The organism is Nitrobacter sp. JJSN (assembly GCF_051912485.1).
GTDB lineage: Bacteria > Pseudomonadota > Alphaproteobacteria > Rhizobiales > Xanthobacteraceae > Nitrobacter.
On the sequence record NZ_CP196822.1, the window covers coordinates 1,295,785 to 1,312,794 of the forward strand.

The following is a 17,010-nucleotide window of genomic DNA, read 5'->3' on the forward strand; positions in this document are numbered from 1 at the left end:
ATCAGAAGCGAGGCCTTATTTTTGATTGGACGCGTTTTCTTCACGCGAACCGGTACCCACTTCGCTTGAAAACGCTTTAGCTCGGTGTTTCTTCGTATGATGCGCTGGCCTCCAGCCAGGCCTCTTCGGCGCGCTGCAGGGCGTTGGTTGCACTGGCGCGCGCCTTGCTCAGTTGCGCGGCCTGTTTGGGATCGCGCTTGAACAGATCCGGCAACGCCAGGGCGACATCGATTTTCGCGATGATACCGGTGATCCGCTCGATCTCGGCTTCGGCGTTCGCGATCTTCTGTTTGAGCGGCACGCGCTTTTCAGTCTTGGTGCGTTGAGGCTTGTCGCGGCCGTTGTCGCGCTCACTGGATCCGCGATCGCGGGCGCTTGTGCGCATGCCTCGCGCTGACAGAACCGCGCGTCGGTAATCGTCGAGGTCGCCATCGTAAGGTGTGACCGCTCGGTCTGCGACCACCCACAATTGGTCGGCGCAGGCTTCGATCAGGTAGCGATCGTGCGAGACCATGATCACGGCGCCGGGAAATTCGTTGATGGCTTCGGCAAGAACGGCGCGGCTGTCGATATCGAGATGGTTGGTCGGCTCGTCGAGAATGATCATGTTCGGCGCGTAGAATGTCGCAAGCCCGAGTAGAAGGCGCGCTTTTTCGCCGCCCGACAGGCTTCTCACGAGGGTGTCGCCTGCCTTGCCGGAAAAGCCGATGGCGCCGACGCGGGCGCGGATTTTCGTTTCCGGTGCACCGAGCATCAGTCGGCGCACATGATCGTAGGGCGAGCCATCGAGGTCCAGTTCGTCGGTCTGATGCTGGGCGAAATAGCCGATCGACAATTTGTCGGCGCGCACCACCTTGCCGGCAAACGGTTGCAGCTTTCCCGCGAGCAGTTTGACGAGGGTGGACTTGCCGTTGCCGTTGGCGCCGAGCAGGGCGATGCGATCATCCTCGTCGATCCTCAAGGTCACGTGTTTGAGGACCGGCGATTCCGGGTCGTAACCAACGGTTGCCTGATCAACGGCGATGATCGGCGGCGACAGCAGCTTTTCTGGCACGGGAAAAGAAATCTCACGTACGTCCTGCGTGACCAGCGCGGTCACGGGCTTCATGCGTTCGAGCATCTTCACGCGTGACTGTGCCTGACGCGCCTTCGAGGCCTTGGCCTTGAAGCGATCGACGAAGTCCTGGAGCCGCTTGCGTTCGTCGGCCTGCCGCCTGGCGTGCTTGGCGTCGAGCATCTCGCGGGTGGCGCGCTGGTCCTCGAAGGAAGAATAGGTGCCCTTGTAGAGCGAGAGCTTGCCGCGATCGAGGTGCAGAATCTGATCGACGGATGTGTCGAGCAGGTCGCGGTCATGACTGATTACGATGACCGTGCGAGGATAGTTCGCGAGATGATCTTCCAGCCAGAGCGTGCCTTCGAGATCGAGGTAGTTGGTCGGCTCGTCCAGCAGCAGCAGGTCGGGTGCGGCAAAGAGGGTCGCAGCCAGCGCGACACGCATGCGCCAGCCGCCTGAAAATTCCGAGCAGGGTCGGGCCTGATCCGCGGTTGAAAATCCGAGACCGCTCAGGATCGACGCCGCCCGCGCCGGCGCGGAATGGGCATCGATATCGACAAGACGCGTCTGGATGTCCGCGATGCGATGGGGGTCGCGCGCGGTTTCGGCTTCGGACAGCAGCGTGTGGCGTTCGGCGTCGGCCTTGAGCACCACCTCGACCAGGCTCTCCGGGCCGTCGGGCGCTTCTTGCGCGAGGCTGCCGATGCGCCAGCGCGGCGGAATGGCGATGGTGCCCGTTTCTGTCGGGAGTTCTCCGCGGATCGCCTGGAACAGCGTGGATTTGCCGACGCCGTTGCGTCCGACAAAGCCGACGCGCGCGCCGGGCACGATCTGTACGGAGCTATGGTCGATCAGAAGCCGTCCGGCGATGCGGATCGAGATATCGGTGAGGGAAAGCATGCTGGCTTTTCACCGCTGTGCCAGCCAAACGCAACCTGTTTGTGGTAGTTCGCGAGAGATCGGCGGTCGGCTCACGACCAGTTAGAAATGCCGGAAACGGGAGCTGTGCCCGAAATGCTATCGGGCGTACCGTCTTGCGTGCGCAGTTGGTCCAGCAGAAGCTGGAGTTGGACGGGTAGCTTCGCCTCTTCGGGCCGGACATGGGCCCGCAGCCGCTCGCCGATCGCCTCGGCGACCGCCTTGCCGGTCTTCGCATCGATCCGGTCAGCGCTTTCGGCGGTTCCGTCAGACATTCCTCGTTCGTCTCCATATACCAGAGGACACGGGATTAAGTCGTGGAGTGGCAAATTGTTTCCGGCGGTATGTGCCCATGGCATGCGGAATCTGCAAGCACAAACGTTAACGCCCGGCAGGAATCAGTCGGATGGCGCGCGCGGCTGAAATCGCGAAAAGCTCGCCCAGGCCGGCTGCACGACAACGATCAGAGGCTCCGGGCGGGGTGGAGCCGCTCTTGTTCCAGCTCGCTAGCCGTCGTTCAGGCGTATGCCGGCTCGGAGAAATTTCTGGGGATCGACCGCTTCCCCGTCGATCCGTGTTTCGTAATGCAGGTGAGGGCCGGTCGAACGGCCGGTCGATCCGACTTCTCCGACGACTTGTCCGATCTTGATGGATTGGCCGACGTTCACGTTGATCGCGGAGAGGTGACCATAACGGGTCGACAGACCGTTGCCATGATCTATCTCGACCATCCGCCCATAGCCGCCGCCCCAGCCTGCGGAGACAACCTTTCCGTTCGCCGTTGCACGTACGGGATCTCCCATCGATGCGCGGAAATCGAGACCGGTATGCATCGCCGGGCGCCCGACGAACGGATCGACGCGCACGCCGAAGCCCGAGGAGAGCTCGATCTCGCCCACTACTGGCTTGCGATAGGGAACGAGGGCGAGGGCGCCGTTGAGTCGATCGATCTGTCCCCGGGTCAGATTGACACGGTAGAGCTGGCGCTCGAACGGGCTAGCATCGGATCGGAGCTTGACGGGTACATAGGGCCCCCCCGTTCCGGGGTAAGGCGTGCCGGCTTCCATTTTCGTCACATTGAGTCCGAGCTCGGAGAAAACTCCGCGCATTCGGCGGGCCCGGGATTCCATGCGGTTCTCGACCGAATTCAGTTCGGCGATCTGGCGGCTCTCGACCCGATCGAGCGATGATTCAAGCCGCATCAGTTTGTTGACCTGACCTGTGACTTTCTCGAACCGGACCGGCTGCTTACGGAGGTCGGGCGGCGCCACGAAGGCCGCGGCATCGTTGATCGGGGAGGGTTTTGCAGATCCCGACGAGCTTGCATCGGCGTCGTTTTCCGCCTTCCGGGGCGACCCCTTGATCGACCCTGTTACTGAAACGTCAGGCATGGCGTTCAGGGCCGCTGCGCGAGATTCGAGCACCGCCTGACGGCGCACGACCTCTTCGAGTTTTCTGTCTATCTGTTCCTGATCGAGCAATTGGCGGCTGGTGGTGCGATCGACACGCGCGCGCAATTCGGCAATGCGGTCCTCATAGGCGTACTGCATGTCGGCCTGGCGCGAGATGAGCCGTGTCAGCACGTCGTCGCGAAAGGCGAAGTAGGTGGCGGTCGCGGCGGACCAGACCCCGAGCAGCGTGACCGTTCCCACGGCGATCCAGAATACCACCGGGCCGAAACGAACCTGCCTGCCGGCATGGGCAAGGGTGTAGCCGCGCTGCGTTTCCTTCTCCCCCGACGACAGGGCGGCCGAACCCGCGTGGCGGGAAGGATGTCGATTGTGATCGTGCGCGCGATGCTGCGGATACTCGGCAAACTGACTGGAACGGTACGACATCGGCACTCCCGCGCCGGCCTGAAACGCGTGTTCCAGTCGGCTCAACTTCGGTGCTGATTTGAACCGTTCATGGTTAATTTTCGGGAAATGGCGGTGCGTTGTTACAGGCCGCGGGCCGTGGCAAGCACATCTTCGGCGTGACCGTCGACCTTGACTCGCCGCCAGACGCGGGCGATCCGGCCGTCCGCATTCACCAGCACGGTGGTGCGAAGAATTCCGGTGAAAGATCTGCCGTACATGGATTTTTCGCCCCAGGCGCCATAGGCTTCCAACATTTCGTGCTTCTCATCTGAGATGAGAGGAATCGACAGCTTGTACTTGGTACGGAATGAGTCCTGCGCCTTCACGGGATCGGCAGACACTCCCAGTACCGTCGTTCCGCAGGCGGCGAACTCTTTCGCCAGCCGGGTGAAATCCATCGCCTCCTTGGTGCAGCCCGGCGTACCGGCGCGCGGATAGAAAAAGATCACAAGCTTTCGTCCAGCGAAATCGGCGAGCGAAACGCGGGTGCCGTCATCCCGTGGAAGGTTGAAGGCCGGTGCTCGGGAGCCCTCTGCAAGACCGTTCCCTTGAGCCCCGGGCGATGATTCTGTCGAAGGCGATTTGGGCTTTTTGCTCGCTGCCAACGAGGACGATGGGCCGGCGCTTGGAACTGGTTTTGTGCGGGGAGCCGCTGTCGTGCGGGCAGTCCTGGTGGCGGCCGGTTTGGAGGATTTCTTGCGTATCTTCTTGGACATACGCCTTCCTTTCGTCGCTTTCCAGCGCTCAGTATCCGCTCGACTCTCGGGGATGCCCGGGCGACTCGCTCGTGCTGTGGCCACTGTGCATTTCCGCCGACCGCGGGGTAGGGTTACTAAGGATTCGACGAATTATCCGTCCCGCTTTCTGCTCGGTATGCACCAAGGGGCCGGATGACGCGTAACATGTTAGATCGGGGATTGGCAGAAGTGCCGTCACAGGAGCGTTCGTCCGGGACCGGCGATCGGGCTGATGACGCTAACTGCTCCGGTCCAGGACGGCACCGAGAGGCAATGACAAGGAAGACGCCGATCCCAATTCCGAAGCGCGGCGGCGACCAGGTCTCGCAAGTGGAAGATACCGACTGGAATGAGGACCACGACGAGGTCCAAAGCCGTCGCATACGTCGGCTGTTGTCGCGGTCGGATTCCGGATTCCACAGGTTGGGTGACAGGCTCGGGAGGTTCAAGAGCTGGCTGGCGGGCGAACGCTGGGTCAGGCGGCTCGCAATCACCGTCAGCGTGCTGACGCTCATATTCGCCGGGGGCTTTGGCGCGCTCTGGTGGCGCCTCGGCGCCGGTCCCGTCAATCTCGATATGATGACGCCCTGGCTTGTCGCTGCGATCGAGGAAAACATCGGTCACGACAACACTGTGGAAATCGGTGGCACCCAAATCGAGCGCGCCGGCAGAATTCGTATCGCAGTTCGTGTTCGTGACGTCGTTGTCCGCGACCGCGATCATGCGATCGTCGCGAGCGCGCCGAAAGCCGAGGTGAAACTGTCCGGCATGGCGCTGCTGACCGGACAACTCCGTGCCGAAAGTCTCAATCTGGTCGATGCCGAACTTTCGGTTCGGATTACTCCGGACGGCCAGGTCACCGTTTCGGCAGGCGATAACGCCAAGCCGCTTGCCACGGGTGTCGCGTCCGCGCGACCGTCCAATCCGCCGTCACCGCCCGATCCCGCCAGCATTGCGCCATCAGTTCAGGCGACGCCGCAATCGAGCGAATCCCGGACTGGCGCCCCGCTCGTGATTCCCGAGGGCCGTAGCAACGCCGGCACGCTGTTGGCGGGACTGAACTGGCTCGACAGTCTCAGCCTGACAGGGCTCGACGGGCAAAATCTCAATGAGATCGGCCTGAAAAACGGGCGACTGGTGGTCGATGACCAGCAGCGCGGTAATCGTTGGAGCTTTAGCGACATCAGCTTGAGTCTTCGCCGGCCGCGCGGAGGCGGGGTCGCATTCAGTGTCGGCGAAGGCGGCAGCAAAGCGTGGTCGCTTCAGGTCACTGTCGGGTCGCCCGCCGATGGTGTGCGCCCGGTTGATCTCCGTGCCGCCGGGATACCGGCGAAAAACATTCTGCTCGCTCTCCGCGTCAAGGATCTCACCTATAGTGCCGACATGCCGCTCAGTGGTGAACTGAAGGGCGAGATTGGTCGCGACGGCCTGCCGACCTATCTTCGCGGCAGTCTCTCCGCGGGCAAAGGCACGATCATCGATACTGACACGCCGGACTATCCCATGGCGATCGATCAGATCGAAATGAACATGGAATGGGATTCAGGACGGCGTGTCCTGGTAGCGCCGTTCAAAATCGTGTCCGGTGAGAATCGTATCACGCTGCTCGCCCGTCTCGAGCCGCCGAATGGCAACATTCCAGACTGGCAGATGGGTTTGAGCGGTGGCACCATCGTCCTCGCCGGCTCCGATGGCGAAGCACCTCTTATCTTCAACCGCATTGCGGTCGGACTGCAGTTCGACACCGAACACAAGCAGGTGACGTTGACTCAGGCCGATATCAGCAATGGTACGATCGGCGTTGCCGGCACCGGGAGCATCGACTATTCGGAAGCGCCGCGCCTGAAACTGGGCTTTGCCGGGACGCCGATGTCCGTGGCGGCGCTCAAGAGCATGTGGCCCCTTCTGATTGTGCCGGAAGTGCGTGAATGGGTCATCCAACGAATTGGACGGGGTTCTCTCCAGCGCATTGAAGTCGGCGTCAATTCGCCGCTCCGCAATCTGTCGCGGCGCGGGCCGCCAATTCCTGATGATGGTCTTTCTGTCAATATCGCCGCCAGCAATGTGACGCTGTATCCCGTCGATGAAATGCCTCCGATCCGCGATGCCGATCTGAAGGCGCGAGTCACCGGCAGAACGGCGACGGTGACGATCGGGCAGGCCGCCGCCGATACCCCGGCTGGCCGCAAGCTCAACATTTCCGATGTCGTTTTCGAGGTGCCTGATATGGCGCCCAAACCCGCACCGGCCAGGGTGAAGTTCAGGATCGATGGTCCCGTGCCCGCAGCCGCCGAAATTCTCGCCTCGGATCGCCTTAGTGAATTCACCGGTAATCTGATCGATCCCAATTCCAGCAAGGGAACGGTCACGGCACAGGTCGCGCTTGGTTTGCCGATCAGGCGTAAAATCACCCAGGAAGATACGACCTATTCCATCACCGCCGATCTCGCGGGCTTTGCCGCCGACCGTCTGGTCATGAATCAGAAGCTTGAAGCGAACGCGCTGAAGGTGGTCGCAAACAACCAGGGGTACCAGGTCAAGGGTGACGTCAAGATTAACGGGCAGCCGGCGTCGCTGGATTACCGTAAGCCGACGGACGGCGACGCCGATATCAAGTTGCAGGCCACGCTGGATGACGCGAGCCGCGCAAAACTCGGCATTGATCTCGGAGCCGGAGCAACCGGTGCGATTCCCGTCAAGCTGGTCGGGAAGATCGGCACTGACAAGGACAGCAAAATCGGTATCGATGCCGACCTCACGTCCTTGAAGCTCGACAATCTTCTGCCCGGCTGGATCAAGCTGCCGGGAAAGTCAGGTCACGCGACGTTCAATGTGGTGCATAAGGCGGAGTCGACGCGCCTGGAGAATATCATCATCGACGGCGGCGGCGTGATGATAAAGGGATCGCTGGAGATCGATCAAAACGGCGATTTGTTGAATGCAAATTTTCCGGTTTACGCGCCGTCAGAGGGTGACAAGGCTTCGCTGAAGGCCGACCGCAATGCGGACGGCGTGTTGAAGGTCGTCATGCGCGGCGATGTGTTCGATGGTCGCGGCTTTATCAAATCGGCCATCTCGGGCAAGCAGGCCGACACCAAAGGCAAGGCCAAGAGCATCGATTTCGACGTCGATCTGAAGATTGGAGCCGTGGCCGGATTTTATGGCGAAGCCGTCCGCAGCGCGGACGTGAAGATGGCCCAGCGCAACGGGTCGATCCGCAGCTTGAGCATGAGTGGAAAGATCGGGCGCGATACGTCGCTGACCGGCGATTTGCGCGGGCGCCCGCAAGGCCAGGACGTCGTTCTGATCGAGACTAACGACGCGGGTGCGTTCTTCCGCTTTACCGATACTTACGGAAAGATGTTTGGCGGTCAGCTCGAGTTGGCCATGGATCCCCCGACTGCCGAGCCGCGCGCCAAGCAGGGGTTGATCAACGTTCGCGATTTCACGATCAAGGGCGAGACGGCTCTGGATCGCGCCGCGGCGGGTGGTCCGCAAACCGCGCAGAACGGCATTTCATTTTCGCGTCTGCGTGCGGAATTTACCCGGCAGAACGGGCAGCTCTCGGTGCGCGATGGCGTCGTCAAGGGGCCGACAATCGGCGCGACGATCGAGGGCCATATCGACTTTCCCGGCAATCAGGTTCGCATGAGCGGCACGTTCGTGCCGATGTATGGTCTTAACAACATCTTCGGACAGCTTCCGATCGTAGGATTGTTCCTTGGCGGCGGCAGCAATGAAGGGCTGATCGGCGTGACCTATGAAGTGGTGGGAACGCCGGGCCAGCCGCAGTTACGAGTTAATCCGATTTCGGCCATGGCCCCTGGCGTGCTGCGCAAGATCTTCGAATTCCAGACCGGCAAACCGGCCAACCAGATCGAATATCCGGCACAGGGCGGCAACTGATCGTTTGCCGGACTGCGCGAACGCAGTCGCGATGAAGACCGCAACGCCCACCGATGCCCGGCGTAAGGTTATGCAGGTCGCAGCAAGACGTGGCGCTTCTTGCCCATCGAGAGCTTGATCACGCCTTCAGGCGTGAGATGATCTGATGTCAGCATCATCTTTTCGTCGGTGACGGCGACGTCGTTGACGCGCAAGCCGCCGCCTTTGATCTGGCGACGCGCTTCGCCGTTCGAAGCGACCAGCCCCGCCTTTACGAACAGCGCGAGCACGCCGGCTCCGCTTGCAAGGTCGCGTTGCGGAATGTCCAGCGTCGGAAGGCTCTCGGCGATGGCGCCTTCCTCGAAAGTGGTGCGCGCGGTATCGGCAGCCTTCTCGGCCTCGTCCCGACCATGCAGAAGGGCGGTCGCCTCGGTTGCCAGCACCTTCTTGGCCTCGTTGATCTCGGCACCCTGCAACGCAGCCAACTTCGCGATCTCGTCCATCGGCAGGATCGTGAACAGTTTCAGGAATTTGACGACGTCGGCATCCTCGACGTTGCGCCAGTACTGCCAGAAATCATAGGGGCTGAAGGCGTCGGCGTTGAGCCACACGGCGCCTTGCGCGGTCTTGCCCATCTTCGCGCCCGACGCTGTCGTCAGCAACGGCGTGGTCAGAGCGAACAGCTGAGGTGTGCCCATGCGGCGGCCGAGATCGACGCCGTTGACGATGTTGCCCCACTGATCCGAACCCCCCATCTGCAAGCGGCAATCAACGCGCCGCGACAGTTCGACGAAATCATAGGCCTGGCAGATCATGTAGTTGAATTCGATGAAGCTCATTTCCTGTTCGCGCTCGAGGCGGAGACGAACGGAGTCCATCGTCAGCATCCGGTTGACCGAGAAGTGGCGGCCGATATCGCGCAGCATCTCGATCCAATTGAGCTTGGTCAGCCATTCGGCATTGTCGAGCATCACCGCATCGTTCGCGCCGGAACCGTAGTGCAGCACCTTGGCGAATACGCCGCGAATGCTGGCTTTGTTGGCCTCGATTTCCGCGACGCTACGGATCGCGCGCGATTCATCCTTGCCGGAGGGGTCGCCGACCATGGTGGTGCCACCGCCCATCAGCGTGATCGGCTTGTTGCCGCTCTGCTGGAGCCAATGGAGCATCATCATGGTCAGGTAGTTGCCGATATGCAGCGACGGCGCGGTGCAGTCGTAGCCGACGTAGGCCGTCGCCTGGCCCTTCGCGGCCAACGCATCGAGGCCCTCGATATCGGAGCACTGATGGATGAAACCCCGTTCCTGAAGGATGTTGAGGAAATCGGATTTGAAGGCGGCCATAGCTATCTGACTCTGATCGTTCTTGTTCGGCTCTATTGCAAACTCGATTCCGGCCCATCATGGCCGGACACTGCCGCCGGGCTCCGCTGTGTGCCATTATAAGAAGCGCGCGTTTGGCACAAGCTGGACGTCGCATGTCAGCCACCCGGGGGGTCCGCACGATGATGACGGCGATTGGTCTGATGAGCGGCACCTCGCTGGACGGCGTCGATATCGCCTTGATCGAAACCGACGGCGAGCGAGTGGCGAGGTTCGGGCCGACCGGCTACCGCCCGTACGCGGACCACGAACGCGGCCTGTTGCGCGAGGCGCTCGCGGAGGCCGTCAATCTCTCGCGGCGTGACGCACGGCCAGGCGTGATCGGCGAGGCCGAACGCGTCGTGACCACGGCGCACGCCGAAGCCGTTGCTGCTTTCCTCACGCAAAATCGCATCGCGCGCGAGAACATCGATATCGTCGGCTTCCATGGCCAGACCATCCTGCACCGGCCGGCGCAGCAGTTGACCGTGCAGATCGGCGATGCGGCGGCTTTGGCAAAAGCGATCCGCGTTCCGGTGATACATGATTTCCGCGCGGCCGACGTGGCCGCCGGCGGGCAGGGTGCGCCATTCGTCCCCGTCTATCATCGCGCACTGGCGCAATCGCTCGGTCGCGAGGGACCGGTTTGCGTGGTCAATATCGGCGGCGTCTCCAACGTAACCTATATCGATGGCGCCGACACGTTGATCGCCTGCGACACTGGACCCGGCAATGCGCTGCTCGATGATTTCATGCTCCGCGTGACGGGTCAGCAGTTCGACGGCGAAGGCCGGCTGGCGGCGCAGGGCCGTCCCGATGCGGACTGGATCGCGCATGCCTTGCAGCACCCGTTCTTCGCGCTGCCGCCGCCCAAGTCTCTCGATCGCAACGATTTCGCTTCGCTCGCACTGCATGACATGTCGCCGGCCGACGGTGCGGCAACCCTGACGGCCTTCACCGCGGCGGCCATCGCACGGATCGTTCCGCTGTTGCCGAAATCACCGCGAAGCTGGATCGTGGTTGGCGGGGGAGCCCGCAATCCGACCATGCTCGGCATACTGCGGGAGGTGTGCGCTCCGGCGACGGTCGAGCCGGCCGATGCACTTGGCTGGTCGGTCGATGCCATGGAGGCGCAAGCCTTCGGCTATCTCGCGGTGCGTGGTCTGAAAGGCTTGCCGTTAAGCTATCCGGCGACCACGGGCGTGCCCGTGCCGATGACCGGTGGAGTGATCGTGCGACCCTAGAGCGCGATCAGCGGTCAACGAATGTTGGCGAGTCTCATATCGAGATAGCCGGTCACCGTTTCCATCAGCGGCTCCATCTTGTCTTCGAAGAAATGATTGGCGCCCGGAATGGTATGTTGGTCGATCACGATACCCTTCTGGGTCTTCAGCTTTTCCACCAGCGTCGTGACATCCTTGGCCGGCGCGACGATATCCTTTTCGCCATGGACGATGAGTCCCGACGACGGGCATGGCGCGAGAAACGAGAAATCATAACGGTTCGGCTCCGGCGCGATCGAAATGAAGCCCTCCACTTCGGGTCGTCGCATTAGCAACTGCATGCCGATCCAGGCGCCGAAGGAAAATCCGGCCACCCAGCAGGCGCGCGCTTCCGGATTGATGGTCTGTGCCCAGTCGAGTGCGGCCGCCGCGTCCGACAATTCACCGGTGCCGTGGTCGAACGAGCCCTGACTACGGCCGACGCCGCGGAAATTGAAGCGCAACACCGAAAAACCACGCGCCACGAAAGCGTAGTAGACCTGATAGACAATCGGATGGTTCATGCTGCCGCGAAACTGCGGATGAGGGTGCAGGACCATCGCGATCGGCGCATTTTTCTGCTTCGCCGGGTGATAGCGGCCTTCGAGACGACCGGCGGGACCAGTAAAAATGACTTCAGGCATCGGAATCCTCGGGAAATCGGCCGCTCATTAGACGAGTTTTTGTCCGCAGCCTGCGGGCAGCGGGCGATCGGGCACCGCGCGGCGGTACAGGAGTGGTGCCCGTGAATGATTGCTGCGTTCTAACATAGGGCGAGGGGCGAAAAGCAAGCATCTTGCGCGGCTGTGGCTTCACCCGCCAAGAATATCTTATAGTTACAACATGATGCAGGAACGGATTTATCTCGACTGGAATGCGACCACGCCGCTACGCCGCGAGGCGCGGGAGGCGATGGCTGCCGCGTGGGATGTCGTCGGTAACCCCTCATCCATTCACGCGGAGGGCAGGCGGGCGCGCGGAGTGGTGGAAGATGCGCGGGCTGCGGTGGCGATGGCCGTTGGCGGCGAACCTCGCAACGTGGTCTTCACGTCCGGTGGGACCGAAGCCAATGCCCTGGCGCTGACCCCCGGCGTTCACGGACGATATGGTCACGCTATTGATAGGCTTATTGTTTCAGCCGTCGAACATGCCTCGGTGCTGGCCGGCGGGCAGTTCGTGCCGGATTGGATCGCGCGCCTGCCGGTGCATCGGTCCGGACTGGTTGACCTCAACGCCTTGCAAGCGATGCTCTCAGGAGGACCACCGGCGTTGGTGTCGGTCATGCTTGCCAATAACGAAACCGGTGTCATTCAGCCGGTCGCAGAAGTGGCCGATCTGGTCCACGAGGCGGGCGGTCTCCTGCACGTCGACGCGGTTCAGGCTCTCGGAAAAATTACTTTTGATATCATTAAGTTAAATGCTGATTTTCTATCTGTTTCAGCACACAAAATCGGCGGCCCGACCGGGATTGGCGCACTGGTTCTCGCGCCGAACCAGATCGGTCCCGGCGCGTTGATACGGGGAGGCGGTCAGGAGCGGGGTCGCCGCGCCGGCACAGAGAACGTGCCAGCTATTGCGGGCTTCGGAGCCGCGGTGAAGGCGGCGGTCGCAGCCAGAGCTAGCGATATGGCCCGGATCGAAATCCTGCGGAATCGGCTTGAGGAAGGGTTGCGGCAAACCCCGTGGAGCATAGTTATCTCAGAGGACGTCGCTCGTTTGCCGAATACGACCCTGTTCGGTGTTCGGGGATTAAAGGCCGAGACCGCCGTCGTCGGGTTCGACCTTGAGGGGGTGGCGGTGTCTTCGGGTTCAGCGTGTTCATCGGGAAAGGTACAACCATCGCATGTGCTGGAGGCGATGGGGTATGGGCCGGAAATGACCAGAAGCGCGATACGATTTTCGCTGGGCTGGGAGACTACGGAGGCGGACGTCGATAGGGCTATTAAAGCTTGGCGAAAGCTCTCAGGTGCACTAGTAAAGAGGGACGAAACAGTGCTTGAACAGTTCTAAGACCATTTCTTGGGAACAGGGCAAGCACCGAGACTTCATATTCCACCGTGGTCCTTGAAACCGCGAGCGGAGGTAGGAATGGCAGCCGTACAAGAGACGGTCGATCGGGTTCGCCAGATCGACGTCGATCAATATCGATATGGATTCGAGACCATCATCGAGTCCGAGAAAGCTCCCAAGGGACTTTCCGAAGACACCGTCCGGTTTATTTCAGCGAAGAAAAACGAACCGGCCTGGATGCTGGAGTGGCGGCTTGACGCCTATCGCCGCTGGCTGACCATGCAGGAGCCGAGTTGGGCGCGCGTGAACTATCCGAAGATCGACTATCAGGATCTCTATTATTATTCGGCGCCGAAGCCGAAGAAGGAGATCTCCTCGCTAGACGAGATCGATCCGGAGATCCTCGAGACCTACAAGAAACTCGGCATTCCCTTGCGCGAGGTCGAGGTGCTTGAGGGCGTCGTTCGCCCCGAGGGCGAACGGAGAGTCGCGGTCGATGCCGTGTTCGACTCGGTATCCGTGGCGACCACGTTCCAGGAGGAGCTGAAGAAGGCCGGCGTGATTTTCATGCCGATCTCTCACGCCATTCAGCAGCATCCGGAGCTGGTGAAACAGTATCTCGGCAGCGTGGTGCCGACCTCCGACAATTTCTTTGCGACGCTGAACTCGGCAGTGTTCTCCGATGGGTCGTTCGTCTACATCCCGCCGGGCGTTCGCTGTCCGATGGAGCTGTCGACCTACTTCCGCATTAACGAGCGCAACACCGGCCAGTTCGAGCGCACGCTCATCATCGCCGACAAGGGCGCCTACGTCAGCTATCTCGAAGGCTGCACCGCGCCGCAGCGCGACGAGAACCAGTTGCACGCCGCGGTCGTCGAACTCGTCACGCTCGACGACGCCGAGATCAAGTATTCGACGGTGCAGAACTGGTACCCCGGCAATTCCGAGGGTAAGGGCGGCATCTTCAATTTCGTCACCAAGCGTGGCGACTGTCGCGGCGCGCGTTCGAAAATTTCGTGGACTCAGGTCGAGACCGGCTCCGCCATCACCTGGAAATATCCGAGCTGCATCCTGCGCGGCGACAATTCGCGGGGCGAGTTCTACTCGATCGCGATTTCGAATGGCTACCAGCAGGTCGACAGCGGCACCAAGATGCTGCATCTCGGCAAGAACACCACGAGCCGGATCATCTCCAAGGGCATCGCGGCGGGCAAGTCGCAGAACACCTATCGTGGCCTCGTCACCGCGCACCGCAAGGCGACCAATGCGCGCAACTTCACCGCGTGTGACTCGCTTCTGATCGGTGATAAGTGCGGCGCGCACACCGTGCCGTACATCGAGGCCAAGAACACCTCGGCCCTGTTCGAGCACGAGGCGACGACATCGAAGATCTCGGAAGACGTGCTGTTCTATTGCGTGCAGCGCGGACTGTCGCAGGAAGAGGCCGTCGGCCTCGTCGTCAACGGCTTCGTGAGAGACGTGCTGCAGCAGTTGCCGATGGAATTCGCGGTCGAGGCCCAGAAGCTGATCTCGATCTCGCTGGAAGGAAGTGTGGGTTAGCCCCCGTCACTGCGAGCTCGCGACAAAACCGGCTCTTGCCGGTTTTACGCCGGGCGAAGCAATCCACCGATGGTTGGAAATGCCGGATTGCTTCGTCGCATGAGCGCGCTCCTCGCGATGACGTAACGATAGCGAAGGATGAACGATGCCGTTGCTTGAAGTCAAAGACCTGCACGTCCGTGTCGAGGAGCGTGAAATTCTTCACGGCTTGTCACTGACCGTCAACAAGGGCGAAGTCCATGCCATCATGGGGCCGAACGGTTCCGGCAAGTCGACGCTGAGCCATGTGATCGCCGGTAAGCCGGGCTATGAGGTCACCGACGGCGAAGTCCTGTTCGAGGGCGAGGATCTGCTGGCGATGGCGCCCGACCAGCGCGCCGCGAAGGGCGTGTTTCTCGCCTTCCAGTATCCGGTGGAAATTCCCGGTGTCGCTACCATGACGTTCCTGCGGACCGCGCTGAACGCGCAGCGCAAGGCGCGCGGCGAGACCGAATATTCGACGCCGAATTTCTTGAAAAAAGTGCGTGAGGTCGCGGCCTCGTTGAACATTCCGCAGGACATGCTGCGCCGTGGCATCAATGTCGGCTTTTCCGGCGGCGAGAAGAAGCGCAACGAGGTGCTGCAGATGGGGCTGTTCGAGCCGAGCCTGTGCATCCTTGATGAAATGGATTCCGGTCTGGACATCGACGCGCTGCGCGTTGCAGCCGATGGCGTCAATGCTTTGCGTTCGAAGGATCGCGCCATGGTCGTCATCACGCACTATCAGCGGCTGCTCAATTACATCGTGCCTGATTTCGTGCACGTGATGTCGAAAGGCCGGGTCGTGAAAAGCGGAGACAAGGATCTGGCGCTGGAGCTCGAGGCGTCCGGATATGCGCAATTCGAGGAAGCATAATCCGGAAGCGCCTTCCGGTTTTCGGATGAGATCATGCCGGAAAATACGATCTGAACGGATTTGATGATGGATGTTGCATTGGCAAAGACTGACACCGGGCGCGCGGCGAGCGAGGCTTTTGCCGTCGCGAGTTCGCGGTTGCCGGGTGCCGGGAAGGTGACCGCCGCGCGTCAGAAGGCGTTCGAAGCTTACGAGAGACTTGGCCTGCCGAACCGGCGGGTCGAGGACTGGAAATACACCGACCTGCGCGTGCTGATGCGCGAGGTGCTGCAATTGGCTCCGGCGCCGGATCAGGCGGCCCTGGCGAAAGCCAGCCAGATTCTCGAAACCCAATCCGTCGGAGATGCCTACAGGTTCGTGCTGGTCGATGGCGTGTTCGTGCCGCAACTGTCGGATATCGGCAAGCTGGAGAACGGACTCCGCGCCAAGTCGTTTCACGAGGCGCTGAACGGGGGCGACCAGTCGGTCGATCTGTTCACGACGTCGGCGACAACGGATGTCATGGTGTCGCTTAACGCGGCGATGACGACCGACGGCGTCGTCATTGAAGTTGGCGATGGTGTCTCGCTGGCGAAGCCGATCCACGTGATCCATGTGACGACCGTTTCGTCGGCGTCGGCGTTCACGCGCTCCCGCCTGACGATCGGCAAGGCAGCGCGCGCCACGCTGATCGAGAGTTTTGCCGCTGCTGATGACGCGAAATCCTATCAGGCCCATGACGCGCTCATCGTGGCCATCGGAGACGGGGCGGACGTTGCGCATATCCGTCTCACGGCTGATGCCGACGATGCCGCGAATATCTCGTCCGCGATCGTTACGGTCGGCGGCGGGTCGAAGCTGAATCTCTTCAATTTGACGAACGGCGGCCGGCTCAGCCGCTATCAGGTGTTCGCAACGCTCGAAGGCGAGGGCAGCGATGTCTGCATCAATGGTGTCAGCCTGCTTAAGGATACCCAGCACGCGGATATGACACTGGTGGTCGATCACGCCGTGCCGCACTGTACTAGCCGGGAGATTTTCCGCGCGGTGGTGGACGATCGCGCGCATTCCGTCTTCCAAGGCAAGATCATCGTTCGACCCGACGCACAGAAGACCGACGGCAAGATGATGACGCGGGCATTGCTGCTGTCCGACGATGCGGAAGCCGACAGCAAGCCCGAACTCGAGATTTTCGCGGATGACGTCACCTGCGGTCACGGGGCGACGATTGGTGCGCTCGACGACAGTCTGCTGTTCTATCTGCGCGCGCGAGGTCTTTCGGAAAAGGAGGCGCAGGCGCTCCTGATTCAGGCGTTCGTTGGCGAGGCGATCGAATCCATCGCCGACGATGGCTTGCGCGATGTCGTTATCGGGGCTGCCGAGCGGTGGCTTGCGGCGCGCGGGTGATGAAGATGTTGCGTCATGCCGGGACTAAAGTGCGAGGCGCGTCTTCGCGCAGGTGACCCGGTGATCCACGTCTTCAGGCTGCG

12 protein-coding genes are annotated in these 17,010 nt (G+C 61.4%); 6 read left to right on the forward strand and 6 right to left on the reverse strand.

The features are described from left to right. Nucleotides 1-76: 76 nt before the first annotated feature. The 4 genes from ACSZOQ_RS06415 to ACSZOQ_RS06430 form a co-directional block, all read right to left on the reverse strand. A complete protein-coding gene (locus tag ACSZOQ_RS06415; protein WP_439925159.1) occupies nt 77-1,954 on the reverse strand; it encodes an ABC-F family ATP-binding cassette domain-containing protein in 1,878 nt (625 codons plus the stop codon). A 71-nt stretch (nt 1,955-2,025) separates the two neighbouring features. After that, complete coding sequence (locus tag ACSZOQ_RS06420; protein WP_439925160.1) at nt 2,026-2,247, reverse strand: hypothetical protein; 222 nt, start codon at nt 2,245-2,247, stop codon at nt 2,026-2,028. Between the two features lie 231 nt (nt 2,248-2,478). Then, nucleotides 2,479-3,810, reverse strand: a complete 1,332-nt coding sequence (locus tag ACSZOQ_RS06425) for a M23 family metallopeptidase (protein WP_439925161.1) — start codon at nt 3,808-3,810, stop codon at nt 2,479-2,481. A gap of 101 nt (nt 3,811-3,911) precedes the next feature. Then, a complete protein-coding gene (locus ACSZOQ_RS06430; protein WP_439925162.1) occupies nt 3,912-4,547 on the reverse strand; it encodes a peroxiredoxin in 636 nt (211 codons plus the stop codon). A 174-nt stretch (nt 4,548-4,721) separates the two neighbouring features. On the opposite strand from ACSZOQ_RS06430, the gene ACSZOQ_RS06435 reads away from it, so the two are divergent. After that, nucleotides 4,722-8,474 (forward strand): hypothetical protein, encoded by a 3,753-nt coding sequence (locus ACSZOQ_RS06435; RefSeq protein WP_439925163.1) that lies wholly within the window; start codon nt 4,722-4,724, stop codon nt 8,472-8,474. Nucleotides 8,475-8,542: 68 nt separating this feature from the next. Here the strand turns inward: ACSZOQ_RS06435 and tyrS are convergent, their stop codons facing one another. Next, on the reverse strand, nt 8,543-9,796 hold the full coding sequence (tyrS, locus tag ACSZOQ_RS06440; protein WP_439925164.1) for a tyrosine--tRNA ligase: 1,254 nt from the start codon (nt 9,794-9,796) through the stop codon (nt 8,543-8,545). A 161-nt stretch (nt 9,797-9,957) separates the two neighbouring features. On the opposite strand from tyrS, the gene ACSZOQ_RS06445 reads away from it, so the two are divergent. Continuing rightward, a complete protein-coding gene (locus ACSZOQ_RS06445) occupies nt 9,958-11,058 on the forward strand; it encodes an anhydro-N-acetylmuramic acid kinase (protein ID WP_439925969.1) in 1,101 nt (366 codons plus the stop codon). A 14-nt stretch (nt 11,059-11,072) separates the two neighbouring features. Here ACSZOQ_RS06445 and ACSZOQ_RS06450 read toward each other — a convergent pair whose 3' ends face one another. Continuing rightward, complete coding sequence (locus ACSZOQ_RS06450) at nt 11,073-11,720, reverse strand: alpha/beta hydrolase (protein ID WP_438277592.1); 648 nt, start codon at nt 11,718-11,720, stop codon at nt 11,073-11,075. A 199-nt stretch (nt 11,721-11,919) separates the two neighbouring features. Here ACSZOQ_RS06450 and ACSZOQ_RS06455 point away from each other — a divergent pair, with 199 nt between their 5' ends. From ACSZOQ_RS06455 to sufD, 4 genes are all read left to right on the forward strand, one after another. Continuing rightward, the gene (locus tag ACSZOQ_RS06455; RefSeq protein WP_439925165.1) at nt 11,920-13,086 is read left to right on the forward strand and encodes a cysteine desulfurase family protein; all 1,167 of its coding nucleotides are present in this window, start codon (nt 11,920-11,922) and stop codon (nt 13,084-13,086) included. A 78-nt stretch (nt 13,087-13,164) separates the two neighbouring features. After that, nucleotides 13,165-14,646: a Fe-S cluster assembly protein SufB gene (gene sufB / locus ACSZOQ_RS06460; protein ID WP_439925166.1), complete on the forward strand. Its 1,482-nt coding sequence runs from the start codon at nt 13,165-13,167 to the stop codon at nt 14,644-14,646. 145 nt (nt 14,647-14,791) lie between these two features. Beyond that, nucleotides 14,792-15,541, forward strand: coding sequence for a Fe-S cluster assembly ATPase SufC (gene sufC, locus ACSZOQ_RS06465; RefSeq protein WP_439925167.1), 750 nt, complete (start codon nt 14,792-14,794; stop codon nt 15,539-15,541). 66 nt (nt 15,542-15,607) lie between these two features. Then, nucleotides 15,608-16,927, forward strand: coding sequence for a Fe-S cluster assembly protein SufD (sufD, locus tag ACSZOQ_RS06470; protein ID WP_439925168.1), 1,320 nt, complete (start codon nt 15,608-15,610; stop codon nt 16,925-16,927). Nucleotides 16,928-17,010: the final 83 nt, after the last annotated feature.